The organism is Pseudorhizobium flavum (genome assembly GCF_044142885.1).
Taxonomy (GTDB): Bacteria; Pseudomonadota; Alphaproteobacteria; order Rhizobiales; family Rhizobiaceae; genus Neorhizobium; species Neorhizobium flavum.
Window position 1 is genome coordinate 537,173 of record NZ_JBIOKZ010000001.1, and the last position, 26,034, is coordinate 563,206.

Here is a 26,034-nt window from a genome sequence, read left to right on the forward strand (position 1 = left end):
CTTGAACTGCCGGCGCTCTCGCCTTGCCGAGCGCCGCGGGATATCGGCGGTCAATGGACGGTGAAATCCCGCCGCTTGACGGGCGTGAGGCAAAGGGAAAAATGAAAGGTGATCGCGTTCTGCCAAGCGTTGCGACAGGACATCGAATGACCACTGCCTCCCTAGCGAGATCCTCGATCTAGGTTTCTTCGCTGCACGAAAACGAAAAGGTGTGGCAGCAGGAATGGTGGCACGAGGTAATTATAGGCCCTGATAATTCGCGCCAGCGTCATCGACCTTCCGAAATATCCCGGCCCGGGATCGTAGTAGTAGCTGTGGTGAGAGAAGTCAGGTGCGGGAAAATGTCGTTCCAACGCCGCCAGCGTGTTGAGCTTGTAGACTGTTTCAAAGCCATCCTCGGCCTTCTTATGCGGCACCAGCCACCTGAGAAAAGTCCCATGAAGCCGCTCCGGGATCAGCCGGGCACCAACGGAGAAGTAGCCCCACTTGTTGGGCGTCACTGCACAGAGCCACCCACCCGGCTTGAGAACTCGGCCCAGCTCCCTGGCGTAGAAGTCGGGGGCGGTAATGTGCTCCAGGACCATCCAGGCGACGACGATATCGAAACTACCATCTTCGAAAGGCAGGCTCTCGCCCACGGCTGCAACATGTCGATCCTCGCTTGTCGGGTTCTCAAGCACAACGGGATCGACGTCAAATAGTGCGTACCGTGCTGGGATCCGGCTGATGTCCGTAATCCGCTTGATAGGGTCGTTTTCAAGATAATGGAACTTGCCACGACCCGCACCAAATTCAAGAACATGGTGATCGGGCTCCAGCAATGCCCGCACGCGAGAATAGAACTGGATCCTCGGCTCCATGCGAGTAAATCCGCCCGCGCCCACCTCGGGAAACAAGCCTTCCAGGACCGACACTCGCTGTCCTCCAAGTAAAGGACAGAGTATCACGCAGTTTATAGTGCGCAATCCACCCTGCATGCCTGCGCACTGTCATGCTCGTCTGTGCCGGTCCATTTCTGACACCCGCTTTGCCTCGCAATTCTGAAAAGCATCGGCAAAGGTGATGAGGGCTCATCGAGGATTGCATGCGTCGACCGAAGTGAGGCCGGACGATCAACCGGCGTGGTAGACCTTCGCCAAACGTTGCTGAACCGAAGGATGTTCGACGCTCCGCCGGAGCGCGCTGGAGCGGGTGAAGGGAATCGAACCCTCGTCGTCAGCTTGGGAAGCTGCTGCTCTACCATTGAGCTACACCCGCGACGGGGGCAGAGTTCGCCCAGTTCGCGGCGTCTGTCAAGCATGGATCGCGGGCGGATGCGTCAGCCGATCCGGAAGTGCTTCGACAGCTTCAGACCCTGCGCCTGGTAATTGGAGCCAAGGCCGAGGCCATAGAGGGCATCGGGTCGTTCCAGCATGTGCTCGTAGACGAGGCGGCCGACGATCTGGCCGTCTTCGAGAATGAACGGCACCTCGTGGCTGCGCACTTCCAGAACGGCGCGGCTGCCGCGGCCGCCCGCCTCGGCATGCCCGAAGCCGGGGTCGAAGAAGCCGGCATAATGGACGCGGAACTCGCCCACCAGCGGGTCGAAAGGCGTCATCTCCGCCGCGTAAAGCGGCGGCACGTGGACCGCTTCCCGCGACACGAGGATGTAGAATTCGTCGGGATCGAGGATCAGTTCGTTGCGGCCGCGGCTGTAGAGCGGCTCCCAGAAGTCGAAGATGTCGTGCTGGGCCTTCTTGTCGACGTCGACGACAGCCGTGTGGTGCTTGCCGCGATAGCCGATCAGGCCTTCCTTGTCGCCCGTGAGGTCGATCGACAGCGCAATGCCGCCTCCGCTGATATTGGGCTCGCGGGCCGCCACCAGCGTTTCGGCGCCATGCAATTGCAGAAGCTCCGGCTCGTTCAGGAGGGCATTGCCGATGCGGAAGCGGATCTGCGACAGGCGCGAGCCGCGCCGGACGACGATCGGGAAAGTGCGCGGGCTGATCTCCAGATAGAGCGGGCCGGAATAGCCGGCAGGGATCTTGTCGAACTCCTGGGCATAGTCGGTGATGACGCGGGTAAAGATGTCGAGGCGACCGGTGGAACTTTTCGGGTTGGCCGAGGCCGACATTTCTGCCGGCAGGTCCAACCTTTCCATCAGCGGCACGATATAGACGCAGCCGGTTTCGAGGACCGCCCCTTCCGAAAGGTCGACCACGTGCAGCTTCAGCCGGTCGAGCTTGTCGGCGACCCGGCTGTTCGGGCCCGGCATGAAACTCGCGCGGACGCGGAAGGCCTTGGCGCCGAGGCGCAGATCGAGGCTGGCAGGCTGGACCTGGTCGCTGTCCAGCGGCTTTTCGGATGTGAGGCGCCCGCTGTCAAACAGCGCTGCGATGGCCCGATCGGCCAGGATCCCGGTGGTTCTTTTCATCGTCGTTCTTTCCCGTCCTGCCGGACAAAACCAAATGCCTGCCATTGACGCAAGCGAGGACCGGCGCTATGGCAGCTTTATCCCGTGGTGATTTGGCCGGTCGGCTTGCAGCCACGTTAAACAAGTGGCTAAAAAGACCGGGGCGAAACCGGTCTGCTGACGCGACCGGTTTTTTTGTGTCTGAAAGGTGCAAGCGCATGACCACGAAATGGCGCCCCGCAACCCAGCTCGTCCATGGCGGAACGATCCGCTCCCAATATGGCGAGACTTCCGAGGCCATCTACCTGACGCAGGGCTTCGTCTACGAGACGGCGGAGGCGGCCGAGGCACGCTTCAAGGGCGAGAGCGAAGGCTATATCTATGCCCGCTACGGCAGCCCGACCAACGACATGTTCGAGAAGCGCATGTGCTTGCTGGAAGGCGCGGAGGAAGCTCGCGCCATGGCCTCGGGCATGGCCGCGGTCGCGGCAGCGATCCTGTGCCAGGTCAAGGCGGGCGACCATATCGTTGCGGCGCGCGCCCTGTTCGGCTCCTGCCGCTGGGTGGTGGAGACGCTGGCGCCGAAGTACGGCGTGGAATGTACGCTCGTGGACGGGCGCGATCTCGTCAACTGGGAACAGGCGGTCCGGAAGAACACCAAGGTCTTCTTCCTGGAAAGCCCGACCAATCCGACACTCGAGGTAATCGACATCGCCGGCGTCGCGAAGCTCGCAAACCAGATCGGCGCCAAGGTGGTGGTGGACAATGTGTTTGCGACGCCGCTCTTCCAGAAGCCGCTGGAGCTCGGTGCCCATGTCGTCGTTTATTCCGCGACGAAGCACATCGACGGACAGGGCCGCTGCCTCGGCGGCGTCGTCCTTTCCGACAGCGAGTGGATCAAGGAAAGCCTGCAGGATTACTTCCGCCACACTGGTCCTGCCATGTCGCCCTTTAATGCCTGGACGCTCCTGAAGGGGATCGAGACCCTTCCGCTTCGGGTGCGCCAGCAGACGGAAAATGCCGGGCGGATCGCCGATCTCCTGGCGAACCATCCGAAGGTGGCAAGGGTCATCTATCCGGGTCGCGCGGACCATCCGCAGGCCGACATCATCGCCAAGCAGATGACTGGCGGCTCGACGCTCGTCTGCCTCGAACTCAAGGGTGGCAAGGCCGCAGCCTTCGGATTGCAGAATGCGCTGGAGGTGGTGAAAATCTCCAACAATCTGGGCGACGCCAAAAGCCTCATCACCCATCCGGGGACGACGACGCACAAGAACCTGACTGACGAGGCGCGGGCCGAGCTCGGCATCTCACCGGGAACGCTCCGGCTATCGGCGGGTATAGAGGATACTGACGACCTGCTTGAAGATTTCGCAAGGGCTCTGGACAAGCTTCCGGGTTGACCGAGGCTTCCGCCGGGCGCGTTGCAGGTTCCGCCTGTCGGCGCCCCGGTTATCCTTAACCGGCGAAACTTCGCGCGAGAGGCCACGGAGCTCTCCTCCAAACCGCGGGGTTTCTTGACGTTCCCGCGGAGCTGCAGCATATCGGATGGGATGTGGTAGAAGGTGTCGCGCATGTACCGCGCCAGGACATGTGACATAGAGGTCGTCGTCGAGCCCTATTATCTGGAGGAGCAATCCAGTCCGGAGGATAGCCGTTATGTCTGGGCTTACCACATCGTCATCGAGAACCATTCGGACCAGGCGGTGCGACTGACGCATCGCTACTGGCACATCACTGACCAGAACGGCCTTGTCGACGAGGTCGAAGGTCCCGGAGTGGTGGGCGAGCAGCCACGGCTCCTGCCAGGCGATTCCTACGAGTATTCCTCCGGCTGCCCGCTCGACACGCCCTCCGGCATCATGTTCGGTCATTACCGGATGGAGGACGACGAGGGGAAGGCATTCAACGTCGAAATCCCGGCGTTCTCGCTGGATTCACCGGGACTTCTGAGAGTGCTGAACTGAGACGAAGGCTGGCTGTCAGGCCGCGGTGAACTCTTCCGGCGAGAAGCGGTATGTGGTCGAGCAGAACTCACAGGTGACGGCAATCTCGCCGTCCTGCTCGCTCGCCTCGATCTCCTCGGCGCTGAAGCTGTCCAGAATGCCCTTGAGCCTCTCGCGCGAACAGCTGCAGCGATCGAGGACCGACTGGGGCTTGTAGACCCTCACGCCCCGCTCGTGAAACAGACGGAACAGCAGGCGTTCGATCGGCACCTGCGGATCGGTCAGTTCGTCCGTATCGATCGTCTCGACCATGACGCGAGCCTCGGACCATGCATCATCCTCGCTGTGGTCATGCTCGCGCTCGTCGCCATCGCCACCATGGAGATCGGGCTGGCGCATGCGCTCGGGCGCCTGCGGCAGGAACTGCGCCACCAGTCCGCCCGCCCGCCAGTTGTGGCGCGGCTTGCCGGCTTCATCCCGATCCAGCAACTCTGCCACACCCAGCCTCACCTTGGTGGGGATCTGCTCCGACTGGCGGAAATAGACGCCGGCGATCTCCTCGAGCGACGAGCCGTCGAGCGGGACGATGCCCTGGTAGGGCTGCATGCCATGGCCATGGTCTATGGTGAAGGCAAGGACGCCGGCGCCCAGCAGTTCGGGCGGCGACGTCTTGCCGTCTGCAACTGCCGCGGCAAGTGCGTCCTCGTCATACCTTGCGTAGGCGCGCAGGCTGTCGGGCGACGTAAAATCCGCCACCAGAAGATCGACGGGTCCGTCTCCCTTCGTTTGAACGGTAAACTTGCCGTCGAACTTCAGGGATGTGCCCAGAAGCGCCGTCAGCACGATCGCCTCCGCCAGAAGGCGGGCCACAGGCGCGGGATATTCATGGCGCCCGAGGATCGCGTTCAGAAGCGGGCCAAGCTGGACCGCACGACCACGAACGTCCAAGCCTTCCACCTGGAAGGGGACAACCCGGTCATCGCCGGCGAAGTTGAAATCACTCAGTTCAACAGTGGCTTCCGCCATGGTCTGCTCCCTGGCGCCTAACGGGCCAATTTGTGCACGCGCGCCTGGCGACGGAACCGCCGGGGCGTGAAAGTTGTCGGCAATATAATGGAATGCCCTTCCGTCAACGGGAAAAGCTCGATAGCCGACAGGTGGTATCGGGGCCGCCCGAAGTCAAGAACGGCTCAAAGAGCGCCGAGACACCAGGCGAGAATGGACTTCTGGGCGTGCAACCGGTTCTCCGCCTCATCGAACACGACCGATTGCGGTCCGTCGATGACCTCGTCGGTCACTTCCTCACCACGGTGAGCCGGAAGGCAATGCATGAAGAGCGCTTCCGGCTTGGCCTGCTTCATCAGCGCGCCGTTGACCTGGTAAGGCTGGAAGATGTTGTGACCGCGTGCCTTGTGCTCCTGGTTCATGGAAACCCAGGTATCCGTCACGACGCAGTCCGCGCCGGAGACGGCGCGCTCTGCGTCATGGCAGAGCATGATGTCGCCGCCGTTGTTGCGCGCCCAGTTCAGGAACTTGTCCGACGGCTCCGATCCCATCGGCACGGCCATGTTCATGCGGTAACCGAAGCGGGCGGCGCCCTCGACGAAGGAATGGAGGACATTGTTGCCATCACCCGTCCAGGCGATCGTCTTGCCTTTCACCGGTCCGCGATGCTCTTCGAAGGTCATGATGTCCGCCATGATCTGGCAGGGATGCGTGTCATCCGTCAGCGCATTGATGACCGGAACGGTCGCATGCTCGGCAAGTTCCAAGAGGCGCGAATGGTCGGTCGTGCGGATCATGATCGCGTCGACGTAGCGGGAGAGGACCTTTGCGGTGTCGCCAATCGTTTCCGCGCGGCCGAGCTGCATCTCGGTACCCGAGAGAAAGAGCGTCTCCCCGCCGAGCTGGCGCATGCCGACGTCGAAGGACACGCGGGTACGCGTAGAAGGCTTCTCGAAGATCATCGCCAGCATCTTGCCGGCGAGCGGCTTGTCGGCCGTGCCGGCCTTGGTCGCCAGCTTCCGTGTGAGCGCGTCATCGAGGATCACCCGCAGGTCATCGGCGGCGACGGCTGAAAGATCGAGAAAATGCTTGGGTGATGCCATGTCTTCAATGAGGGCTCCGGCGCCCCGCACTCCTTACGCTGATTTCTTCAAGCCCGACTGGTGCAGGCGCTCCGCGGCACGCTCGATACGTGCAAGACCATCGCGAGCCTCCTCGGCGGTGACGATCAGAGGCGGCAGGAGCCGCAGCACGTTATCGCCCGCAGGCACGGCGAGAATACGTTCCTCGCGCATGGCCATCAGCAGCTCGGTATTCGGCACCTTTGCCTTGATGCCGAGCATCAGGCCCTCGCCGCGAATCTCGTCGATGACATCAGGGAACCGATCCTTCAAGCTCTCCAGGCCCTGCCGGAAGACAAGCGCGACATCACGCACGTGGTCGAGGAAGCCCTCGGCCAGCACAACGTCGAGAACGGCATTGCCGACTGCCATGGCCAGCGGGTTGCCGCCATAGGTGGTGCCGTGCGTGCCGGCCTTCATACCGCTTGCCGCCTCTTCCGTCGCAAGACAGGCGCCGAGCGGGAAACCACCGCCGATGCCCTTCGCCACTGCCATGATGTCGGGCGCGATGCCGGACCACTCGTGCGCGAACAACTTGCCGGTCCGACCGACGCCGGACTGTACCTCGTCAAGGATGAGAAGGAGACCGTGCTCATCACAGAGGTCCCGCAGGGACCGCATGAACTCCCGGGAGACCAGGCGCAGGCCGCCCTCGCCCTGCACCGGCTCGATCAGGATGGCAGCGGTGGCGTCGGTGATCGCAGCCTTCAGCGCGTCCAGATCGCCGAAAGGCACCTGATCGAAGCCGCTGACCTTGGGACCAAAACCTTCGAGGTACTTCGCCTGTCCGCCGGCGGCGATCGTTGCCAAGGTTCGACCGTGGAAGGCACCTTCGAAGGTGATGATATGGAAACGCTCCGGATGCCCCTTGCTGAACTGGTAGCGCCGCGCCGTCTTGATCGCGCATTCAAGCGCCTCGGCGCCGGAGTTGGTAAAGAAGACCCTGTCGGCGAAGGTCGCTTCCGTCAGCCGGCGCGCCAGTTGCTCCTGACCAGGGATGTCATAGAGATTCGACAGGTGCCACAGCTTGTCAGCCTGAGCCTTCAAAGCCTCCACCAGATGCGGGTGGGCGTGGCCGAGGGAATTGACTGCGATCCCTGCGGCGAAATCGAGATAGCGCTCACCACTCTCCGTCACCAGCCAGACACCCTCGCCGCGCGCAAAGCGCAGTGGAGCACGGTTATAGGTTTCGAACAGCGCGGCCTCGGCCATGGGGAGCGGCTCCTCTAGGAGATGCAAGGGGCGTGGCCCCGATCAATCAAAAATGCCGCCCTGTCGGGCGGCGCCGGCACTATCGGCATTTCGCCCCGCGATGTCAACAAAAGCCCCCTTTCCTGCAACCTTCGCGGCTGTGACAAAAATGACTCGCTTGAAAAGCAAGTTGGGGAAAACCCGGAAATCGATTCGTGCCGATTCCGCTGACTCTTGCCACGGAGTCACCGGCCCAGTAGTTTACCAATCAACAACTAGACTGCATGCGGCGGAACTAGTCACCTAACAAGCTATATCTAGTAGCTGGCGCGAATTGTCGTTCGCGCCAAGGGCGGGGGATTCTGCATGCCGGACACGTTCAAATGCGGAGAACGGGCATGAACTGGACAGACGAGCGCGTCGAAAAGCTGAAGAGACTGTGGGCGGAGGGCCTGAGCGCCAGCCAGATCGCGGCCCAATTGGGCGGGGTCAGCCGGAATGCGGTCATCGGCAAGGTTCACCGGCTGAACCTTCCCGGACGCGCCAAGGCAGGCGGATCGACCGGTGCTAGCCGCTCGGCCAAACGCCCGGCAGCGCCGGCCCGTCCGGCCAACTACCCGGCACGCGTTGCAACCCGGCCCGTAGCCCGCACGGTCGGCGCGACGGCTTTGAAGGATGACGTTGAGGTTGCCCTGCCCGAGATGTCCTATGTTCCTTCCAACAACGTGGTGGTGCCGATCTCGCGCAAGCTTGCACTGACGGATCTGACCGAACGCACCTGCAAGTGGCCGATGGGAGACCCGCTGAAGGACGACTTCCACTTCTGCGGCGTCGACGCCTCGGAAGCCTCTCCCTATTGCGGCTATCATGCCCGCCTTGCTTATCAGCCAGTGGCGGACCGGCGGAAGGCTGCAGCACGGGCCTGATCCAAAATGCCGATGGTGGAAGCGGGCCTTGAGGGCCCGCTTTTTCGTTGCGCGTGCCAGATCAAGATCTCCCAGCCCAATGGACGAATTCGGGCTCAGAAGCGGACGGTGAACTGGCTGCCCTTGCCCATCTCGGACGTGACCACCAGCCTTGCCCGATGGCGGGTAAGGATGTGCTTCACGATTGCCAGCCCGAGACCGGTTCCCTTCTTGGAGCGGCTATCGGCAACGCTGACGCGGTAGAAGCGCTCCGTCAGGCGAGGGACGTGCTCCGAGGGAATACCGGGGCCGTGATCGACAACGGTGACCTCCACGGGCCCGGCTTCCGGAGACTTCAGGAAGACATCGACGGTCTTGCCGTCCTGGCCGTACTTGCAGGCATTCTCCACCAGGTTCTCGAACACCTGCACCAGTTCGTCGCGGTCACCCGTCACTTCGACCGCACGTTCCGGCAGATGAAGGTTGATCTCCACGCCGAGTTCTTCTGCCAGAGGCGAGAGTGCGTCACGGACGTGGGAAAGCAGGGGCACGAGATCCACCTTGCCCTCCGGCGCCACATTCGACCTCAACTCGAGCCTGGAAAGGGAAAGAAGGTCATCGATCAGCCGGCTCATGCGCGTCGACTGGTCCAGCATGATCGACAGGAACCGCTCCTGGGCCTTCGGATCGGACTTAGCCGCCCCCTGCAGGGTTTCGATGAAACCACGCAGCGACGCAAGCGGTGTGCGCAGTTCGTGACTCGCATTGGCCACGAAATCGCTACGCATTCGGTCGAGCCGATGCAGTTCGGACACATCGCGAAACGAGAGCAGGTACAGCCGGTCCCGCTGGTCCCGCCCGGGCAGGTCAACCGGCGCGATCCGGACGACGTAGACCTGTTGCGAGGGCAGACGCTCGACATGCTCGATCTGGTTCGGCCTGCCGGTGGCCAGTGTCTCCCGGATGATGTCCAGCACCGCGGGGGAGCGCAGCCGTCCAGCGACATGAGCGCCAAGCGGCAGCGAGCCCAAGAGGCGGTCGGCCGCGGCATTTTGGGATAACACGTTGGCCTCCCCGTCGAGCAGGAGGGTGGGTATGTCGAGCGCATTGAGCGAGGCAGAGATTACCTCTGCGACATCGTGTGGCGCCTGCTCCTCTGCGGTCGCCGGTCGCTCTGGCGCTGGCTCGGGTTTATGATCGGCGACGAGGACGAGGCCGGCGAGCACGAACCAGGCAAGGCCTGCCTGCCAGACCGGAACGCCGGCGAAGACGCTCAATGCTCCGGCGAGCGACAGGGCAAGCAGCAGCAGCCAGGAGCCGCCGAACCGCTTGTTCAACCATGTCCCCGACTGCGAACCCATGCGCGACTCACCTCCCCATCCAGATTTTCTGGCTCTTAGACCGCCCTGATGACAGATATACATCGACGCCCGGCGGATGAACGATAAATTACGAGGAAGCGTCCCGTCGTCTTGCCGGCGTTGTCCAACGAGAGGAGAAGAGATTGAGCAGCTCAAAACAGAACCGTTCGGTGGACATCGAGATCGGCGGGCGTCGGCGCGTCTTCGATATTGACGATCCGAAGCTGCCGGACTGGATCGACAAGAACGCGCTCGGTTCAGAGGGCTATCCCTATGACGACAAGATGGACAAGCGGGACTACGCCGATACGCTGGAGCGACTGCAGATCGAACTGGTCAAGCTGCAGTTCTGGCTGAACGCCAGCGGCAAGCGGGTGATCTCCGTATTCGAGGGCCGTGACGCCGCCGGCAAGGGCGGCACGATCTTCTCCATACGCGCCTACCTCAATCCGCGCTCGGCGCGTATCGTGGCGTTGCCGAAGCCGACTGAAACGGAGGCCGGCCAATGGTATTTCCAGCGCTATGTCACTCACTTCCCGACCGCTGGCGAGATCGTGCTCTTCGACCGCTCCTGGTATAACCGCGGCGTGGTGGAGCCGGTCATGGGCTTCTGCACCGCCGAACAATGCAAGAAGTTCCTCGACGAAGTGCCGCGGTTCGAGGAACTCATCGTCGATGAGGGAATCCACTTCTTCAAGTTCTGGCTGAACATCGGCCAGGAGATGCAGTTGAAGCGCTTTCACGACCGGCGCCACGATCCGCTGAAGATTTGGAAGCTCTCGCCAATGGACATTGCGGCACTGACGAAGTGGGACCAGTTCACCGATGCGCGCGACCGTATGCTGAAGAAGACACACACCAAGCATGCACCGTGGACGGTGGTGAAGGCGAACGACAAGCGACGGGCTAGGATCAACGTGATCCGACATATTCTGCTATCGATCGACTACGAGGGTCGAGACGAGAAGGCGATCGGCGAGATCGATCACAACACCCTCAGCGAAGGTCCCGAGTTCCTGGGCTGAGGCTACTGCCCCGGAAGCACCCGAACCGAATGCATAAGGATAGCCGCCTCCGCGCCGTCGAGGCCGGTATTGACCACCAGCCGGCCGGGGGCGTTCGGAGCAATCGAACGTTCGAAGGTCACGCGCAGCAGCACGTCCGCCCGCTCCTGCCGCGCCGTGAAGCGATGGCGGGGACAGGCGCCGAGGCTTCCGAAGTCGCAGCGGACCGAGAATTGCACCGGCGCTTCCCCTGCCGACTGCACGGTCAGGGCGATCGTGGAAGACTTGCCCGCCAGCTCCTGCAGGATTTCCGCACGCACGGGAATGGAAACATCGCCTTCGGAGGTAGACGCGCCGGACATCACGCGCGCCGCAGTCGTGCCTTGGACGGATACCGGCTCCAGCCGAGCGGCAGCACCACCTTCAAGCGTGTTCGCATTGCCGCCGGAGAAAACCTCCGTCCACGCTTCGGAGAAACCGTTTTGTGGTCCTCGGCTTCCGAGGTCGGACGATGGGCTGCCCGCCGTCCGTTCGGCAGCATCAAGCGCCTGCTGCAGCGACTGCTGGACGAGGCCGGACGAATAGGCCCACCAGGCCGCAAGACCGACCAGGATAAAGAAGACGAGCCATGCAAGGAGCACGGACAGGAAACCGCGGCGCCGGCGCGGCTTTGCCGTGCGTTCGGGTCGGGTTTCAAGCAGGGTCTCGTCGCGTGGCCGTCTCGCTTCGCGCGCTTCGCCTACCGGAAGCGGGGCCGCCTGCGGCTCCTGCCCGCCCTCGAAATGAATATCCCGAGCGGCGCGCAGGGAATCGAGGCCGGAAGCACTGGCCACACCTGGCGCGCTGAAGATGTCCCGAGCGGCATCGCGCGTCGCCCCTCCCAGAAGGGGCGCGTCATCCTGCGGGCGAGACGCGGGGGAAGGCGGCGCCTCCCGCGAAACACCCGAAGAGACCGGTGGGGCAATCGGGGAGGCAGCTGGAGACACTGCAGGTGAGGTCGCGGCAGGCGCCACCCCCGGCGCTACCCGAGGCGCAGCGGGTGGTGTCGCGGCAGCGGGGGTCGACGCGGCAGCTGCGATGGCCTTCCGCTCCTCGAACTCGATCTCCCGTATCTTCTGTTCGAGCCGCTGGTGCTGCGCCAGAACCACCTGCTCATCGGAAACGCCCTGCTTCTTCAGCCCGGCATCCAAGGCCTGCCGCGCGGACTGATAGATGCGGGCCCGGACATCGGGATTGGTGCGCTCGGACTTTTCCAACGCGTTCCTGATCGCTGTTTCCAAACCGCTCAATGCCAATCCTGCCCTGTCATCGCCTCGCGTCCGGCGCATGCCTTTACGTTTCGGTAATCTTTCCGCTCACGAACTGCAAGCACCGGCATTCTGTCGAATCTGCGGCCGGCGTTGTTGCCGGCGCTCCCATGACCCTTTTCGAACGCGTCCGCCTCTGCTAGGGAAGCTTACGTTTGCGTAAACGTAAGCCGAGGAGGATTTGATGCTGCCGCCCATCCTGAAGGACAAACTGCGCCTGCCGGTTGTCGCCTCTCCGCTCTTCATAATCTCACATCCGGCGCTGACGCTGGCCCAATGCAAGGCCGGGGTGGTGGGCGCTTTTCCGGCGCTCAATGCGCGGCCGGAGAGCCAGCTCGACGAATGGCTGGCGATGATCACGGAAGAGCTTGCCGCGCATGACGCCGCCAATCCCGATAAACCGGCCGCCCCCTTCGCCGTCAATCAGATCGTGCACACCTCCAACAAGCGGCTGGAGCACGACCTGATGATGTGCGTGAAATACAAGGTGCCGATCGTCATCTCTTCGCTGGGCGCCGTCCCCGAGGTCAATGCCGCCGTTCATTCCTATGGAGGCATCGTGCTGCACGACGTGATAAACAACCGGCACGCCAATTCGGCGATCCGCAAGGGGGCAGACGGGCTGATCGCGGTGGCTGCCGGCGCGGGCGGCCATGCCGGCACACTCTCACCGTTCGCACTGGTGCAGGAGATCCGTGAATGGTTCGATGGCCCGCTGCTGCTTGCCGGCGCCATCGGCACGGGCGGCGGGATCCTGGCCGCTCAGGCCATGGGCGCCGACATGGCCTATATCGGCACGCCCTTCATCGCCACCGAAGAGGCGCGCGCGGCAGACGCCTACAAGCAGATGATCGCCCAGTCCCAGGCTGCCGACATCGTCTACTCGAACTATTTCACCGGGATCCACGGCAACTACCTGAAGGGTTCGATCCTTGCGTCAGGCATGGATCCGGAGAATCTGCCCGTCGCCGATCCCTCTAAAATGGATTTCGACAAGGCGACCACCGGCGCGAAGGCCTGGAAGGACATCTGGGGCGCGGGCCAGGGAGTTGGGTCCGTCAAGGCTGTCGTTCCGGTGGCGGAATTGGTCGACAGGCTGGAACGGGAATATCGCACCACACGCGAGCGGCTCTGCGGTTGAGACCGACAGCGCCCATCCGGTAAAATTCCGGTACGGAAAATTCCCGGCTTGAAATCGGCGTTCTTTGCCTGTATCAGCCGCATCACATCGCAGCCGGCGCGCCGGCCTGTCATGCCGCTTTAGCTCAGTCGGTAGAGCACATCATTCGTAATGATGGGGTCACGTGTTCGAGTCACGTAAGCGGCACCATTTACCACACACTCTTGCCTAAAGCCTTTTCGGGCCGTAGCGTGTCATCATGCGTGGCCGTATTCCCTCCGATGTTCTTCTTCGTCCCGAGGACCTTGCCTTGCTCGAACGGGTGTTCGCACAGGTGATACCCGAGCACGACACCCATCCCGACGAACTGGCGATGCTGCTGGTGCGACTGTTCCAGGACGGCGTGAGGTCCGAGGAGGAGCTTCTCGCGGCGGCGGAGCGGTGGTTTCGTTAGCGACGGGGTTTCGACAGATTAGGTTTAATCGGTGCCAGACCACGGTCGCTGAACGATACGCTTTCGTCCTTATGCGAACAAACCCTACTTTCGCTCGTTCTCATTGAGAACCAGGAGGCAGACGATGAACCATACTGACAAGCAAGAGACCAAGCAGGAAGCCCAGCAGAAGACCGACGAGCAGGCAAAGGTCTCCGCGAATTCGCCGATCTCGCCCGTGGAAGAGTTCGACGTCGGCGCGGCCGATGACGACCGACGGATCTTCCAGAACGGCGATACCGACCGGACGTCGGGCAAGGACTAAGCGTGCGAACCGAAAGCGTCATCCGTTTGCTTGACGCATCTTGTCGGGCAACAGAATATCCGCGACCGTGACGGAACGTTCCGTCGCCCGAGTGCCGAGGAAATTACATGCTTGATCCGAAGATCGTCGAGACGCTGAAGGGTGTCTCCACCGCTACGCTGACCACCGTGCTGCTGAAGAAGGGCCTGCGCAATGTCTGGATGCGGGGCACCAAGCCCCTGAAGGCTGGGCAGGGACGCGTCGTCGGCCCCGCTTTCACGCTTCGTTTCGTGCCGGCGCGGGAAGACCTCGCAACGCCGGAAAGCTGGGCGTCACCGATCTCCACCCGCGCCGCAATCGAGGCGATGCCGGAAGGTTGCGTGGCCGTCGCCGACGCAATGGGCGTGCTCGATGCGGGCATCTTCGGCGACATCCTCTGCTCGCGCATGGTCAAGAAGGGCGTTGCCGGGCTGGTGACGGATGGCGTGGTAAGGGATGCGGAAGGCGTGCTGGGCACCAGCCTCGATGTCTGGTGCAACGGCGTCGCTGCGCCACCGTCCGTTGCAGGCCTTACTTTTGTCGGCTGGCAGGAGCCGATCGCCTGCGGCGGCGTCGCCGTTTACCCGGACGACATCGTCGTCGTGGACGAAGACGGCGCGGTGCTGATCCCAGCGAAACTGCTCGATGCGGTACTGGCCGAGGCGCCGGAGCAGGAGCGCATGGAAGCCTGGATCATGACCGAGGTCGACCGCGGCGTGCCGCTTCCCGGCCTCTATCCGATGAATGCCGAGACCAAGGCGCGCTACCAGGCATGGAAGGACGCCCAGTGAGCTTTTCCGCGCAATCGAAAGGCGTCTACGCCATCGCCACCACGCCGTTCCTGCCGGACGGCTCGCTCGATACGCCGTCGGTCGACCGGCTGACGGATTTCTACCAGGACAGCGGCTGTACCGGGATCACCATCCTCGGCATCATGGGGGAAGCCCCGAAGCTCGAGCCGTCGGAGAGCCGGGCGATCATCCGGCAGGTGGTCGGCCGCTCGCGAGTGCCCGTGATTGTCGGCGTCTCGGCTCCCGGATTTGCTGCGATGCGCTCGCTCGCCCGCGATGCGATGGACATGGGGGCGGCCGGCGTGATGATCGCGCCGACGCCCGCGCTGCGGACAGACGAGCAGATCATCAACTACTTTGGGCAGGCCGTGGAGGCGGTCGGCGACGACGTGCCTTGGGTGTTGCAGGACTACCCGCTGACGCTGAACGTCGTCATGTCAGTGAGCGTGGTGGCGAAGGTCATTTCTAACCATTCCTCCTGCCTGATGCTGAAGCATGAGGACTGGCCGGGGCTGGAAAAGATCTCCAGGCTGCGCGCCCTGCAGAAGGCGGGCGAGCTTCGGCCGTTCTCGATCCTCTGCGGCAATGGCGGCATGTTCCTGGATTTTGAACCGGAACGTGGCGCCGATGGCGCAATGACGGGATATGGCTTCCCGGACATGCTGACAGAGCTGATCGGCTTGTTCGCCGCGGGAAAGCGAGACGAGGCGCACGACCTTTTCGATGCACACCTGCCGCTGATCCGCTACGAGCAGCAGCTCGGCATCGGGCTTGCCGTGCGCAAGCACGTGCTGAAGCGGCGTGGCGTGATCACATCGGATGCGCAGCGCAAGCCGGGGCTTGCCCTTTCGGAGACGGCGCGGGCCGAGGTGGACTATCTGTTGCAGCGGCTCGGCCGCCGCGACAAGCGGGCTGCCCTCTGACCCATTGCCGGCGCGGACCTTCTCATCCGTGCCGGCTCCTCACTCATCCAGAAGTGTAACCCATACCGGCGCGTGGTCGCTGGCATGGTCCCAGCCGCGCACGTGGCGGTCGACGCCGGCCGCGTCCAGACGGCCCGCAACGGACGGGCTGAGCAGCAGGTGGTCGAGGCGGAGGCCGGCATTGCGACCCCAGGCGTTCCGGAAATAGTCCCAGAAGGTGTAGATCCGTTCATCGGGATGAAGCTGGCGCAGGGCGTCCATCCAGCCCTGCGCGATGAGGTTGCGGAAGACCTCGCGCACCTCGGGTCGGAACAGCGCATCGTCCTGCCAGCGCTCCGGCGCATAGACGTCGAGGTCCGTCGGCATGATATTGTAGTCGCCTGCGAGCACCACCGGAGCGCCCGTCTTCAAGAGGTGTTGCGTGTGAGCAAGAAAGCGCTCGTACCAGGAGAGCTTGTAGTCGAACTTGGAGCCCGGCGCCGGATTTCCGTTCGGCGCATAGAGGCAGCCGATCAGCACGCCGTTGACGGCCGCTTCGATATACCGACTGTGGCTGTCGTCCGGATCACCGCCCAGGCCGCGGCGCGTCTCGATCGGCTCAACATCGCGTGCCAGGATGGCCACCCCGTTCCAGCGCTGCTGCCCGTGCCAGACCGCCCCATAACCCGCCTTGTCCAGGGCACGGTGGGGAAACTTCTCCTGCGGCGCCTTCAACTCCTGTAGGCAGACCACGTCAGGACGCGCCTCGTCGAGCCAGCGGAGAAGGGTGTCGATCCGGCCGTTGACACCGTTGACGTTGAAGGTCGCAATCTTCATGCCGGCACAGATTTCATGACCGCGAAGGATGAAGCGTTGTCCGTCGGGCCACTCGATCGCATCGCGCCACCATTGTCGAACATTACAACCTCTGCATGTTTTGCGAAGTCTTTACGATGCCATTTAGCGAAAGATTCAGGTGACGGTGTCATGGTGAATTCTCGTTGAGACATGCCGCAAATCCATACGCGACGGCATTGCAGATAGAGATATACCTCGGAGCGACCAGTCATGAGCCAGAGATTCCGACCCGCGGTGCGCGAGTTCATTGCCGAAAACTTCCTTTTTCGCGCGGATGCGGAGATCGCCGATGACCAGTCTCTGCTGGAAAGCGGCGTAATGGATTCAACCGGAGTCCTCGAGTTGATCGCTTTTCTGGAGACCAGTTACGGCATCAGCATCGCGGATGAAGAGATTATCCCGCAAAACCTCGACAGCGTCGATGCCATGACCAATTACCTGGCGCGCAAGCTGCCGGTTGCCGCCTGAAACCCCGATGCGGCTCGAGGCAAGGCTCCGCGAAAGCGCCCGCCGCTATCCCGACAAGGTCGCTCTTGTCGCCGGTGGATGCCGCCTGAGCTATGCCGAGTTCGATACCCGATCCGATCACCTGGCCGCCGCGCTCCGCAAAGCCGGGGTCCAGCCGGGAGACCGGGTGGCGCTGCTGCTGGAGAACGGGATTGAGGCTCCGCTAAGCTTCTTTGCAGCCTGGAAGGCCGGTGCCGTAGCCTGTCCGCTTTATCCCTCGATGAAATCGGAGAAGCTCGCAGCCATATTTTCAAGCATCCGGCCCGCAGCAGTCGTGACCCAGGCGCGGCAGATCCTGTCCGTCCAGGCGGCGATCGGGGCAAGCGGCTGCCAGCCCATCGTCATCACCACGGAAGGGGCGAATAATGCCGTCGGGGATGCGCTGTCGTTCGCGTCTATGACATTCGGCGGGCCAACGGCTCGGCCCGAGCTGCGCGCGAACGAGTCGGAACTCGCCCTCCTCATTCATACTTCCGGCTCCACGGGACGCCCGAAGGGCGTGATGCTGACGCATGCAAATGTCGATGCCGCCTGCCAGTCGATCGCAGGCTATCTCGGCAATACCGAGGACGACGTCGTCCTGAGCGTTCTGCCGCTTTCCTTCGGCTACGGCATCACGCAGATGGTGACGATGGCCTCGGTTGGTGGAAGGCTGGTGCTGGAGAAGAGCTTTGCCTTTCCTCGCACGATCCTCGACCGGCTTGCCGCGGAGAAGGCGACAGGGTTGCCCCTGGTGCCGGCCATGGCCGCGCTGATTGCCGGCATGAAGGACCTTCCTGACGACCAGTTCGCCTCCCTTCGCTACGTCACGAGCGCCGCAGCGGCGCTGCCGCCCGCCTTGTCCGGACGGCTCAGGGGAATGATGCCGGGCACTCTGATCTTCATCATGTATGGCCAGACCGAGTGTCTGCGGGTGAGCTATCTGGAGCCGACTGAAATCGCACGCCGCCCGACATCCGTCGGCAAGGCCATTCCAGGCACGCGCGCCTATGTCGTGGGGGACGACGGCCAACCCTGCAATCCCGGGGAGGTGGGCGAGTTGGTGGTCGAGGGGCCGCATGTCATGGCCGGCTACTGGGGCGACGAGGCGGGCCCGAGGCAACGCCCGACGGAAATCGAGGGCGGACGACGCCTGCGAACGGGCGACCTTTTCAGAACTGATGCCGACGGTTTTCTCTATTTCGTCAGCCGCAAGGACGACATCATCAAGACGCGCGGCGAGAAGGTGAGCCCGCAGGAGGTCGAGCGGGTGCTCTACGCCCTGCCCGGCATCCGGGAGGCGGCGGTGACGGGAATGGAGGATCCGGTCTTCGGCCAGGTCGTCCGCGCCCATGTGGCGCTGGAACCCGGCTCTACCCTGTCGGAGCGTGACGTCATGCGTCACTGCGCCAGCCAGCTTGAGGATTACATGGTGCCGAAGATTGTTGAGTTCCGCGATATGCTGCCGCGAACGACGACCGGCAAGATCAGGATGAGCGCCGAGGGCGACCTCGTCGAGGGGAAACTGGAGACTGCAATATGAACCAGACGATGAAGATCGCCCGCCAGGATGCGGCCTTTTCCGCCGTCAGCCTCCGTCTCGATGCCGAGGCCGAGATCGCGCGCATCTGCGCCTGGATCCGGGAGACCGTCCTGAAGGACCTGCGCAAGCGCGGCGTCGTGCTCGGCCTGTCCGGCGGCATTGACTCCAGCGTCACGGCAGCCCTTTGCGCCCGGGCCCTCGGCCCTTCCAGGGTGACTGGCATCTTCATGCCCGAGCACGATTCCGACCCGGAAAGCCTGCGGCTGGGACAGGCGCTGGCCGCAGCAACCGGTGTCGAGACGGTATTGGAAGACATCGGCCCGGCCCTCGCCGCGGCGGGCTGCTATACCCGGCGCGACGGCTTCATCCGACAGATCGTACCGGAATTCGGCGAAGGCTGGGGCTGCAAGGTGGTGCTGGAGAATGCCCTCTCGAACCGCGGCTACAATATCTCCTGGCTTGTCGTCGCCTCGCCGGCCGGCGAGCAGAGTAGGCACCGGATGCCGCTCGACGTCTATCTCGGCATGATCGCGGCGGCCAACATGAAGCAGCGCACCCGAAAGCAGATCGAGTACTACCATGGCGACCGCCTGAACTATGCGGTCGCAGGGACGCCGAACCGGCTGGAGTACGACCAGGGCTTCTTCGTGAAGAACGGCGACGGCGCAGCAGACTTCAAGCCGATCGCGCACCTCTACAAGACGCAGGTCTATCAGCTCGCAGAGGCTCTGGGCGTGCCGGAAGAGATCCGTCGCCGACCGCCGACAACCGATACCTGGTCGCTGCCCCAGGGCCAGGACGAATATTACTTCTCGCTTCCCTACGACCGGATGGACATCTGCCTCTTCGGGCTCGACCATGGTGTTTCATCGGATGCCGTCGCCGATGCGGCTGGCCTGACGCCGGAGCAGGTGGATGCGGTGTGGCGCAATATCGCGTCCAAGCGCAAGGTAGCCGAGTATCTGCACGCCGCACCGGCGACCATGCTTTGATGGGGTGGCATCCGGTCAGTCGAAACGGTCGCCGATCAAGCGGGTCCAGTTCTCTCCGGCAAGGCCGCTGATCAGTGCCTGTCCCGACTTGATGGGCTGCAGGAGGCTCTCATCCTTCGAATGGGCAACGAAGAAGGCCCGCCCATAGAAGACTGCCTTCCGGGTGATCAGTTCGTGGGTCAACCACGGGTGCCCACCACCCCGCAGCCCGGCGCAACCGCTTCCGTCCGCATGGGCGAAAAGGTCATCGACGAGATCACCGGCGATCGTCGGCGCGCAGAGCGCCTGCAGCAGCCAGCCGATATGGCCGGCTCCGCCGAAATAGGCATAGCAGGCGGCGATGTCGCCGTTCCTCGATTCCGCTATACGCCAGACGGGTGCCCCTAATGCCCGTTTCTGGCGCGCATGCCCGATAAACCAGTCGAGCATGGCACGATCCCAGAGCGGGCGAAGAGGAAAGCTCTTGCTCAATAAAAGCACCGCTTCGGCGAACTCGTTCTCGCTCGCGTCCCGGAAGCTGATGCGGCGCGCGGTTGCACCTTTCCACACACGCAGCGAGGAGACGCCGGTCTTCTCGACTACCGCATCCGCGGCTCTGCCCAGGGGCCGAAGTATACGCGCACTCGGGAGACGGCGTTCAGCAGCGTTGACTGCGGCGGAAACCGGCCGAAAGACCCGCAGCCAGTTGAGGCTATACGCTGTATCGAGCGGCAATGCGAGCTTCTGCCACATGCCAAGCGCGGTGGCGTTTGCCGTCTCGGTCAAGGAAATATCCTGGGGGCCGGCGAGGAATGCGCGCAGGAGGCGCGCACCGGCTAGCGGATTTCGCTCGGGCTCCTGCACCATCATGGAACCCGCGAACGCGGCTCGAATCGGCCTGCCTTCGAGCTGCAGGCGCGATGGAAAGACGCCGATGAAGCCCGTGAGCTCGCCCTTTTCCCCCACAAAGACCTTCGAGCGCAGATCCTCTTCATCCCAAGGGTGATCGAGGAAGACCTCCCGAATGTACTCTACGAGCGATCCGGGAACATCCTGGCCGTTGCGAAACGTGTTCTGGAACAGGCGGGCGACCGTGGAGATATCGTCGCGCTCAAGATCGCGCACGCTCCCCTGCCCTGCTGACTGAGACATGTTTCCCGCTTGCTCCGGCTCTGCGACGGCTGATCGCATGATTGGCACGCAGCTATTAAGCAAACGGAAAGAGGCCCCGCGTGCGGGGGCGTCTCGTGGTCCTTCGACGCTGGAAATGTCACATCCAGTACGGCGGGACACCGTAGTAGTCGTAAATCGTACGGCCCTTGTCCTGGTACCAGCTGTCGTCCTCCAGATCATTGTAGCGGGGCGCGCCGGTGATTTGGTCCTTTGTCAGGTCGATGCGGTAGCCGTCGAGTTCCTCATCGTAGTTCAGCTTTTCCCACGGCAACGGGTAGTAGTCATCGCCGATGCCGAGGAAGCCGCCGAAGCTGAGGACTGCATAGGCTACGCGGCCGCCACGCTTCTCCAGAAGAACGCGCTCGATCGAGCCGATATGCTGTCCGTCGGCGCCATAGACGCGGGTACCTTCCACCTTGTCGCTTGCGATCAGCGACGGGGTGTCCTTCACATAGGGGTCCTGCCCTGCGCGCGGTTCCTGATGCAACATCACGTGCCTCCTTATGGTTCGGTGAGTGCCTCCTTCGAAACTCATGGTCCAGGCGTTCGTTCCCTGAAGGGCCGCGGCTCGGGCCGTTGACGTTTACGTGCAGGTTATATAGCAATCGGCTTATGGCCCGGTGGGACAGAGCATGGCATAGTGGGAGTCTTGCCGCAGAGTGGAGGACTTTGCGCCATGAAACGCCGCCAAGAGAAAAGGGAAGAGGAGGCCCATATGAACGAAGCGCCTGCGCAGGTAAGTAACAATTCCGAGAAATTCTGGCTTGCCTCCTATCCCTCTTCGGTTCCCCCCGAAATCCCGGCCCTTTCCTATCGTTCGCTCGGCGAACTCTTCGAGAGCTGCTGCGTAGAATATCTGCCGCGCGTGGCCTTCTCGAGCATGGGCCGCGAGATGACCTATCGCGAGCTGGAAGTGGAAACGCGCAAAGTGGGCGCCTGGCTTCAGGCACAGGGGCTGGAGAAGGGCGACCGCGTCGCCGTCATGATGCCGAACGTGCTCCAGAACCCGGTCGTCACCTACGCGATCCTTCGGGCCGGCTTCGTCGTGGTTAACGTCAATCCACTCTATACGCCCCGCGAGCTCGAGCATCAGCTGAAGGATGCGGGTGCGAAGGCGATCTTCGTTCTGGAGAACTTCGCTCACACCGTCCAGCAGGTGGCAGCCGAAGTCGGCTTGCGCCACATCGTCGTGACGGCAATGGGCGACATGCTGGGCATGAAGGGCCATGTCGTCAATCTGGTGGTCCGGAAGGTCAAGAAGCTGGTTCCGGCTTGGTCGATCCCCTCGGCTATTCCGTTCAAGAAGGTCCTTACGGAAGGCTCGCATCTTCCATTGAAGCCGGTCGATATCGACAGCAACGATGTCGCCTTCCTGCAATATACCGGCGGCACGACGGGCGTCTCAAAGGGGGCGGCTCTCACGCATGCCAACCTGATCGCCAACAAGATGCAGATCAGCATGTGGCTGGAGGCGGCATTCGAGAACAGGCCAAGGCCCGAGGTCCTGACCTTTGTCTGCGCACTGCCGCTGTACCATATCTTCGCACTGACGGTGAATTCGCTGATGGGCGTCGCCATGGGCGGGCACAATATCCTCATCGCCAATCCGCGCGACATTCCCGCCTTCGTCAAGGAACTGCAGAAGCACAAGGTGCATGTCTTCCCGGGCCTCAACACGCTCTTCAACGCGATGATGAACAATGCAGACTTCGGAAAGATCGACTTCTCCTCGCTGATCCTGGCGCTTGGCGGCGGCATGGCCGTGCAGCGGCCGGTTGCCGAACGCTGGCAGGCGCTGACCGGCACTGCGATCACCGAGGGCTACGGCCTGTCGGAAACCTCTCCGGTTGCCACCGCCAACCGCTTCGACACGCAGGAATTCACCGGCATGATCGGACTGCCGCTGCCGTCGACAGAGATTTCCATTCGCGACGAAGACGGCAAGCCGCTCCCGCTCGGCGAAGTCGGCGAGATCTGCATCCGCGGACCGCAGGTGATGGCCGGCTATTGGCAGCGGCCGGACGAGACAGCCAAGGTCATGACCGATGACGGTTTCTTCCGCTCCGGGGACATGGGCTACATGGATGAGCGCGGCTACACGAAGATCGTCGACCGCAAGAAGGACATGATCCTAGTCTCCGGCTTCAACGTCTATCCGAACGAGGTGGAGGAAGTCGCGGCCATGCATCCGGGCGTGCTGGAATGCGCGGCGGTCGGTGTGCCGGACCCGCATTCGGGCGAGGCGGTGAAGCTCTTTGTCGTCAAGAAGGATCCGGCGCTGACGGAGCATGACGTGCGGGAGCACTGCGCCGCCAACCTTACCGGCTACAAGCGCCCGCGACTGATCGAATTCCGCAACGAACTGCCGAAGTCCAATGTCGGCAAGATCCTTCGCCGCGAACTGCGCGGCTGAGGACGGCCATCGCAGGCGCAGCCGCTTCAGGCGGCGCTTGATTTGACATGGAAGTCTTATAGGTTCCCGTGCATCCCTCCCCCGGATCACGAGGACATTCCATGCGGGCCATCATCGACGAGCTGAAGACCACCGCCGCCGCCACGGCTGCGACCGACCTGCGGGCGGCATTTTCTGCCGATCCGCAACGCTTTAGGCGGTACAGTGTCTCGTTGGACGACCTGCTGATGGACTTCTCCAAGACGGCCGTCAACGATCGGGTCATCACTCTCCTGGAGACGCTGGCGGAAGAGGCAGGGGTTGCGCAGAAGCGCGATGCGATGTTTTCCGGCGAGGCCATCAACTTCACGGAGGGCCGCGCCGTCCTGCACACGGCGCTTCGCAATCGATCCAACCAGCCTGTCCTGGTGGACGGCAAGGATGTGATGCCGGACGTCAATGGCGTGCTCGCCGCCATGGCTGGCTTCGCGAATGGTATTCGATCCGGGAGCCTCAAGGGTGCAACTGGGCGCAGGATCACCGATGTGGTCAATATCGGCATCGGCGGCTCGGACCTCGGCCCGGCCATGGCGACGCTCGCGCTTTCGCCCTTCCACGACGGCCCCCGCGCGCATTTCGTCTCCAATGTCGACGGTGCCCACATCGCCGACACGCTGAAGGGCCTTGATGCCGAGACGACGCTCTTCATCATCGCCTCCAAGACGTTCACGACCATTGAAACAATGACGAATGCCGCCTCCGCGCGGGCGTTCATCGCCGAGAAGCTCGGCGATGATGCGGTGAAGCATCACTTTGCGGCCGTTTCCACCGCCCTCGACAAGGTGGCTGCCTTCGGGATCGCGAGCGAACGCGTCTTCGGCTTCTGGGACTGGGTCGGCGGGCGCTATTCGATCTGGTCGGCGATCGGCCTGCCGCTGATGATCGCAGTCGGCCCGGAAAACTTCGGCCGCTTCCTGGACGGTGCGCACGCGATGGACCGGCATTTCCGCGAGGCGCCGGTCCGTGAGAACCTGCCGATGCTGCTGGGGCTGATCGGATTCTACCACCGCAATGTGCTGGGCTATCCCTCGCGGGCGATCCTGCCCTATGACCAGCGTCTGGCGCGTTTCCCCGCATACCTGCAGCAGCTCGACATGGAATCGAACGGCAAGGGTGTGACGGTGGACGGGACGCCGGTGGAGGGGGATTCCGGACCCGTGGTCTGGGGCGAGCCCGGCACCAACGGCCAGCATGCCTTCTACCAGCTCATCCATCAGGGCACGAGCATCGTTCCGGCTGAGTTCATGATCGCGACAATCGGGTTCGAGCCGCATCTGCGCCACCAGCACGAGCTGCTGATTGCCAACTGCCTGGCGCAGTCGGAAGCGCTGATGAAGGGCCGGACGCTGGAGGAGGCGAAGGCACAGCTGACGTCGAAGGGGATGGACGAAGGCCAGGCGGACGCGATCGCGCCTCATCGCGTCTTCCCCGGCAATCGTCCCTCGATCACCTTCGTCTATGACCAGCTCACGCCCTTTGCACTCGGCCGCCTCATCGCCCTCTACGAGCATCGCGTCTTCGTCGAGGGCGTGCTGTTCCGGATCAACTCATTCGACCAGTGGGGCGTCGAACTGGGCAAGGAACTAGCGACCGGCCTGCTGCCGATCGTCGAAGGCAAGGAAACCGCCGACGACCACGACAGCTCGACGGCGGGGCTCGTGGCGCGGCTGCTGAAGGCCAGAAGCTGACGCGTCCGGCCTGGACGGGGTTCTCCCTACTGGGCCGCGTATGCGCCGTTTACGAGATGGCAGCTGCCGGTGACGCTCACCAGGACGGTTAGGCGTGAGGGGCCGGCAAACCAATCTCATGCGCATATGGCGGATTAGCACCTGCCCGCGAAACCGTTACCGCTGCCGCCTTCGAACCCAGCGAAAGGGCGTTGCGGATCTCTGCCTCGGTAAGCTTCGCCACATGAGCCTTCGTCAGGAGCCCTTGCAGCTTCAGCGAAGCGAGTACGCCTGCGTCGAAGGTATCTCCGGCACCGACGGTGTCCACCACCGTTACCTTCTCGCTCGGCACCGTAACCCGATGATCTGCTGTGTAGCCTGTCGCGCCTTCTGCTCCGCGCGTGACAACGACTAGCTTGGCGCCATGATGAAGCCAGTGGCGTGCAAGTGCGTCCGTATCGCCGTCCAGGCCGAACCAGGCGAGATCCTCGTCGGAGAACTTCAGGATGTCGGACATGGCGGCCATCCGCCGAATGCGCAGCATGTGCGAAGCCTTGTCCGTGATGAAGCCGGGACGGATATTGGGATCGAGCGAGATCACGCGCCGCTGATGCTCGCGTTTCAAGAGCGCCTCATAGGTCGAGCCGCATGGTTCCGGGATCAGGCTGATCGCGCCGAAGTGGAGCGCCTCGCACTCGTCGGCCAGGTCCGGCAGATGATCTTCCGTGATCATCCTTCCGGCCGTGTTCTCGTCGTAAAACGCGTAGGATGCCTGCCCCTGCACGAGCTTCACGAAGGCGATGGTGGTGGGCCGCGAGAGGGTGGCGCAGTAGCTGAAATCGACATTGCTGGCGCGCAGGGTGTCGCGCAGGATGTCCCCCATCATGTCGTCCGAGAGGCCGGTGAAGAAGCCGGTCGGCTGGCCAAGCCGACCAAGCGCGACCGCCGTATTAAAGACGGCACCGCCGGCATAGGGCGCGAAGCCCTTTTCGCCGAGCGTCGTCTCACGCGGTAGCATGTCGATCAGCGCCTCGCCGCAACACAGGATCATATCGGTCCCTCC

The 26,034-nt window shown here is 62.9% G+C and carries 25 protein-coding genes, 2 tRNA genes and 1 riboswitch; of the genes, 15 read left to right on the top strand and 12 right to left on the bottom strand.

Annotation, left to right across the window (positions count from 1 at the left end; translation table 11 throughout):
* Positions 1-161 precede the first annotated feature (161 nt).
* The 3 genes from ACEPP2_RS02500 to ACEPP2_RS02510 all read right to left on the bottom strand — a co-directional run bounded on the left by ACEPP2_RS02500 (position 162) and on the right by ACEPP2_RS02510 (position 2,413).
* On the bottom strand, positions 162-914 hold the full coding sequence (locus ACEPP2_RS02500; protein ID WP_172973650.1) for a class I SAM-dependent methyltransferase: 753 nt from the start codon (positions 912-914) through the stop codon (positions 162-164).
* A 269-nt stretch (positions 915-1,183) separates the two neighbouring features.
* Positions 1,184-1,257 (bottom strand) — tRNA-Gly (locus ACEPP2_RS02505).
* 61 nt (positions 1,258-1,318) lie between these two features.
* A complete protein-coding gene (locus ACEPP2_RS02510; RefSeq protein ID WP_077547499.1) occupies positions 1,319-2,413 on the bottom strand; it encodes a 2'-deoxycytidine 5'-triphosphate deaminase in 1,095 nt (364 codons plus the stop codon).
* A gap of 74 nt (positions 2,414-2,487) precedes the next feature.
* A riboswitch (SAM riboswitch) is annotated at positions 2,488-2,566 on the top strand.
* Between the two features lie 44 nt (positions 2,567-2,610).
* Here ACEPP2_RS02510 and ACEPP2_RS02515 point away from each other — a divergent pair.
* On the top strand, positions 2,611-3,795 hold the full coding sequence (locus tag ACEPP2_RS02515; protein ID WP_395515689.1) for an O-succinylhomoserine sulfhydrylase: 1,185 nt from the start codon (positions 2,611-2,613) through the stop codon (positions 3,793-3,795).
* A gap of 171 nt (positions 3,796-3,966) precedes the next feature.
* Positions 3,967-4,359: a Co2+/Mg2+ efflux protein ApaG gene (apaG, locus tag ACEPP2_RS02520; RefSeq protein ID WP_077547498.1), complete on the top strand. Its 393-nt coding sequence runs from the start codon at positions 3,967-3,969 to the stop codon at positions 4,357-4,359.
* 15 nt (positions 4,360-4,374) lie between these two features.
* Here apaG and ACEPP2_RS02525 read toward each other — a convergent pair whose 3' ends face one another.
* The 3 genes from ACEPP2_RS02525 to ACEPP2_RS02535 form a co-directional block, all read right to left on the bottom strand.
* Complete coding sequence (locus ACEPP2_RS02525) at positions 4,375-5,364, bottom strand: Hsp33 family molecular chaperone (protein WP_395515690.1); 990 nt, start codon at positions 5,362-5,364, stop codon at positions 4,375-4,377.
* 164 nt (positions 5,365-5,528) lie between these two features.
* On the bottom strand, positions 5,529-6,446 hold the full coding sequence (argF, locus tag ACEPP2_RS02530) for an ornithine carbamoyltransferase (protein ID WP_142588498.1): 918 nt from the start codon (positions 6,444-6,446) through the stop codon (positions 5,529-5,531).
* Positions 6,447-6,479: 33 nt separating this feature from the next.
* Positions 6,480-7,676: an aspartate aminotransferase family protein gene (locus ACEPP2_RS02535; protein ID WP_077547495.1), complete on the bottom strand. Its 1,197-nt coding sequence runs from the start codon at positions 7,674-7,676 to the stop codon at positions 6,480-6,482.
* A gap of 377 nt (positions 7,677-8,053) precedes the next feature.
* Between ACEPP2_RS02535 and ACEPP2_RS02540 the strand changes: the two genes are divergently transcribed.
* Positions 8,054-8,581, top strand: a complete 528-nt coding sequence (locus ACEPP2_RS02540) for a GcrA family cell cycle regulator (protein ID WP_395515691.1) — start codon at positions 8,054-8,056, stop codon at positions 8,579-8,581.
* A gap of 95 nt (positions 8,582-8,676) precedes the next feature.
* On the opposite strand, the gene phoR is transcribed toward ACEPP2_RS02540, so the two are convergent.
* Positions 8,677-9,921: a phosphate regulon sensor histidine kinase PhoR gene (phoR, locus tag ACEPP2_RS02545; RefSeq protein ID WP_395515692.1), complete on the bottom strand. Its 1,245-nt coding sequence runs from the start codon at positions 9,919-9,921 to the stop codon at positions 8,677-8,679.
* 143 nt (positions 9,922-10,064) lie between these two features.
* Here phoR and ppk2 point away from each other — a divergent pair, with 143 nt between their 5' ends.
* Positions 10,065-10,946 (top strand): polyphosphate kinase 2, encoded by an 882-nt coding sequence (ppk2, locus tag ACEPP2_RS02550; protein ID WP_395515693.1) that lies wholly within the window; start codon positions 10,065-10,067, stop codon positions 10,944-10,946.
* Positions 10,947-10,948: 2 nt separating this feature from the next.
* Here the strand turns inward: ppk2 and ACEPP2_RS02555 are convergent, their stop codons facing one another.
* The gene (locus ACEPP2_RS02555) at positions 10,949-12,214 is read right to left on the bottom strand and encodes a regulator (RefSeq protein WP_395515694.1); all 1,266 of its coding nucleotides are present in this window, start codon (positions 12,212-12,214) and stop codon (positions 10,949-10,951) included.
* Between the two features lie 199 nt (positions 12,215-12,413).
* On the opposite strand from ACEPP2_RS02555, the gene ACEPP2_RS02560 reads away from it, so the two are divergent.
* The 6 genes from ACEPP2_RS02560 to ACEPP2_RS02585 all read left to right on the top strand — a co-directional run bounded on the left by ACEPP2_RS02560 (position 12,414) and on the right by ACEPP2_RS02585 (position 15,842).
* On the top strand, positions 12,414-13,373 hold the full coding sequence (locus ACEPP2_RS02560) for an NAD(P)H-dependent flavin oxidoreductase (RefSeq protein WP_395515695.1): 960 nt from the start codon (positions 12,414-12,416) through the stop codon (positions 13,371-13,373).
* A gap of 113 nt (positions 13,374-13,486) precedes the next feature.
* Positions 13,487-13,562: transfer RNA gene (locus tag ACEPP2_RS02565), tRNA-Thr, on the top strand.
* Between the two features lie 49 nt (positions 13,563-13,611).
* Positions 13,612-13,806 carry a hypothetical protein gene (locus ACEPP2_RS02570; protein WP_077547489.1) on the top strand — a complete coding sequence of 65 codons (195 nt, stop codon included), beginning with the start codon at positions 13,612-13,614 and terminating at the stop codon, positions 13,804-13,806.
* Positions 13,807-13,930: 124 nt separating this feature from the next.
* A complete protein-coding gene (locus tag ACEPP2_RS02575; protein ID WP_281978123.1) occupies positions 13,931-14,110 on the top strand; it encodes a hypothetical protein in 180 nt (59 codons plus the stop codon).
* Positions 14,111-14,217: 107 nt separating this feature from the next.
* The gene (locus tag ACEPP2_RS02580) at positions 14,218-14,919 is read left to right on the top strand and encodes a ribonuclease activity regulator RraA (protein ID WP_395515696.1); all 702 of its coding nucleotides are present in this window, start codon (positions 14,218-14,220) and stop codon (positions 14,917-14,919) included.
* Positions 14,916-15,842: a dihydrodipicolinate synthase family protein gene (locus tag ACEPP2_RS02585; RefSeq protein WP_198467625.1), complete on the top strand. Its 927-nt coding sequence runs from the start codon at positions 14,916-14,918 to the stop codon at positions 15,840-15,842. The genes ACEPP2_RS02580 and ACEPP2_RS02585 overlap by 4 nt, the downstream gene beginning before the upstream one ends.
* A gap of 39 nt (positions 15,843-15,881) precedes the next feature.
* On the opposite strand, the gene xth is transcribed toward ACEPP2_RS02585, so the two are convergent.
* Positions 15,882-16,658 (bottom strand): exodeoxyribonuclease III, encoded by a 777-nt coding sequence (gene xth / locus ACEPP2_RS02590; RefSeq protein WP_281978229.1) that lies wholly within the window; start codon positions 16,656-16,658, stop codon positions 15,882-15,884.
* 255 nt (positions 16,659-16,913) lie between these two features.
* On the opposite strand from xth, the gene ACEPP2_RS02595 reads away from it, so the two are divergent.
* The 3 genes from ACEPP2_RS02595 to nadE are packed head-to-tail and all read left to right on the top strand — an operon-like array spanning position 16,914 to position 19,700.
* A complete protein-coding gene (locus ACEPP2_RS02595; RefSeq protein WP_235864224.1) occupies positions 16,914-17,147 on the top strand; it encodes an acyl carrier protein in 234 nt (77 codons plus the stop codon).
* Between the two features lie 7 nt (positions 17,148-17,154).
* A complete protein-coding gene (locus ACEPP2_RS02600) occupies positions 17,155-18,708 on the top strand; it encodes a class I adenylate-forming enzyme family protein (RefSeq protein WP_395515697.1) in 1,554 nt (517 codons plus the stop codon).
* Entirely contained in the window at positions 18,705-19,700 is a 996-nt protein-coding gene (gene nadE / locus ACEPP2_RS02605) for an NAD(+) synthase (RefSeq protein ID WP_395515698.1), read from the top strand. The genes ACEPP2_RS02600 and nadE overlap by 4 nt, the downstream gene beginning before the upstream one ends.
* Before the next feature lie 15 nt (positions 19,701-19,715).
* On the opposite strand, the gene ACEPP2_RS02610 is transcribed toward nadE, so the two are convergent.
* Together ACEPP2_RS02610 and ACEPP2_RS02615 are read right to left on the bottom strand one after the other, a co-directional pair.
* The gene (locus ACEPP2_RS02610) at positions 19,716-20,831 is read right to left on the bottom strand and encodes a hypothetical protein (RefSeq protein ID WP_395515699.1); all 1,116 of its coding nucleotides are present in this window, start codon (positions 20,829-20,831) and stop codon (positions 19,716-19,718) included.
* 118 nt (positions 20,832-20,949) lie between these two features.
* Positions 20,950-21,342 carry a PRC-barrel domain-containing protein gene (locus tag ACEPP2_RS02615; RefSeq protein WP_395515700.1) on the bottom strand — a complete coding sequence of 131 codons (393 nt, stop codon included), beginning with the start codon at positions 21,340-21,342 and terminating at the stop codon, positions 20,950-20,952.
* 225 nt (positions 21,343-21,567) lie between these two features.
* Here ACEPP2_RS02615 and ACEPP2_RS02620 point away from each other — a divergent pair, with 225 nt between their 5' ends.
* Entirely contained in the window at positions 21,568-23,265 is a 1,698-nt protein-coding gene (locus tag ACEPP2_RS02620) for a long-chain fatty acid--CoA ligase (RefSeq protein ID WP_395515701.1), read from the top strand.
* Positions 23,266-23,366: 101 nt separating this feature from the next.
* The gene (gene pgi, locus ACEPP2_RS02625) at positions 23,367-24,992 is read left to right on the top strand and encodes a glucose-6-phosphate isomerase (RefSeq protein ID WP_395515702.1); all 1,626 of its coding nucleotides are present in this window, start codon (positions 23,367-23,369) and stop codon (positions 24,990-24,992) included.
* 88 nt (positions 24,993-25,080) lie between these two features.
* On the opposite strand, the gene ACEPP2_RS02630 is transcribed toward pgi, so the two are convergent.
* Complete coding sequence (locus ACEPP2_RS02630; protein ID WP_077547479.1) at positions 25,081-26,022, bottom strand: carbohydrate kinase family protein; 942 nt, start codon at positions 26,020-26,022, stop codon at positions 25,081-25,083.
* Positions 26,023-26,034: the final 12 nt, after the last annotated feature.

Bases quoted from the DNA above. Each gene is read 5' to 3' on its own strand.
- ACEPP2_RS02575 (WP_281978123.1), top strand. From the start codon at position 13,931: ATGAACCATACTGACAAGCAAGAGACCAAGCAGGAAGCCCAGCAGAAG.
- ACEPP2_RS02630 (WP_077547479.1), bottom strand. From the start codon at position 26,022: ATGATCCTGTGTTGCGGCGAGGCGCTGATCGACATGCTACCGCGTGAG.
- ACEPP2_RS02615 (WP_395515700.1), bottom strand. From the start codon at position 21,342: ATGTTGCATCAGGAACCGCGCGCAGGGCAGGACCCCTATGTGAAGGAC.
- ACEPP2_RS02600 (WP_395515697.1), top strand. From the start codon at position 17,155: ATGCGGCTCGAGGCAAGGCTCCGCGAAAGCGCCCGCCGCTATCCCGAC.
- pgi (WP_395515702.1), top strand. From the start codon at position 23,367: ATGCGGGCCATCATCGACGAGCTGAAGACCACCGCCGCCGCCACGGCT.
- ACEPP2_RS02580 (WP_395515696.1), top strand. From the start codon at position 14,218: ATGCTTGATCCGAAGATCGTCGAGACGCTGAAGGGTGTCTCCACCGCT.
- xth (WP_281978229.1), bottom strand. From the start codon at position 16,658: ATGAAGATTGCGACCTTCAACGTCAACGGTGTCAACGGCCGGATCGAC.
- phoR (WP_395515692.1), bottom strand. From the start codon at position 9,921: ATGGGTTCGCAGTCGGGGACATGGTTGAACAAGCGGTTCGGCGGCTCC.
- ACEPP2_RS02620 (WP_395515701.1), top strand. From the start codon at position 21,568: ATGAACGAAGCGCCTGCGCAGGTAAGTAACAATTCCGAGAAATTCTGG.
- apaG (WP_077547498.1), top strand. From the start codon at position 3,967: ATGTACCGCGCCAGGACATGTGACATAGAGGTCGTCGTCGAGCCCTAT.
- ACEPP2_RS02540 (WP_395515691.1), top strand. From the start codon at position 8,054: ATGAACTGGACAGACGAGCGCGTCGAAAAGCTGAAGAGACTGTGGGCG.
- nadE (WP_395515698.1), top strand. From the start codon at position 18,705: ATGAACCAGACGATGAAGATCGCCCGCCAGGATGCGGCCTTTTCCGCC.
- ACEPP2_RS02610 (WP_395515699.1), bottom strand. From the start codon at position 20,831: ATGTCTCAGTCAGCAGGGCAGGGGAGCGTGCGCGATCTTGAGCGCGAC.
- ACEPP2_RS02535 (WP_077547495.1), bottom strand. From the start codon at position 7,676: ATGGCCGAGGCCGCGCTGTTCGAAACCTATAACCGTGCTCCACTGCGC.
- argF (WP_142588498.1), bottom strand. From the start codon at position 6,446: ATGGCATCACCCAAGCATTTTCTCGATCTTTCAGCCGTCGCCGCCGAT.
- ACEPP2_RS02525 (WP_395515690.1), bottom strand. From the start codon at position 5,364: ATGGCGGAAGCCACTGTTGAACTGAGTGATTTCAACTTCGCCGGCGAT.
- ACEPP2_RS02570 (WP_077547489.1), top strand. From the start codon at position 13,612: ATGCGTGGCCGTATTCCCTCCGATGTTCTTCTTCGTCCCGAGGACCTT.
- ACEPP2_RS02510 (WP_077547499.1), bottom strand. From the start codon at position 2,413: ATGAAAAGAACCACCGGGATCCTGGCCGATCGGGCCATCGCAGCGCTG.
- ACEPP2_RS02515 (WP_395515689.1), top strand. From the start codon at position 2,611: ATGACCACGAAATGGCGCCCCGCAACCCAGCTCGTCCATGGCGGAACG.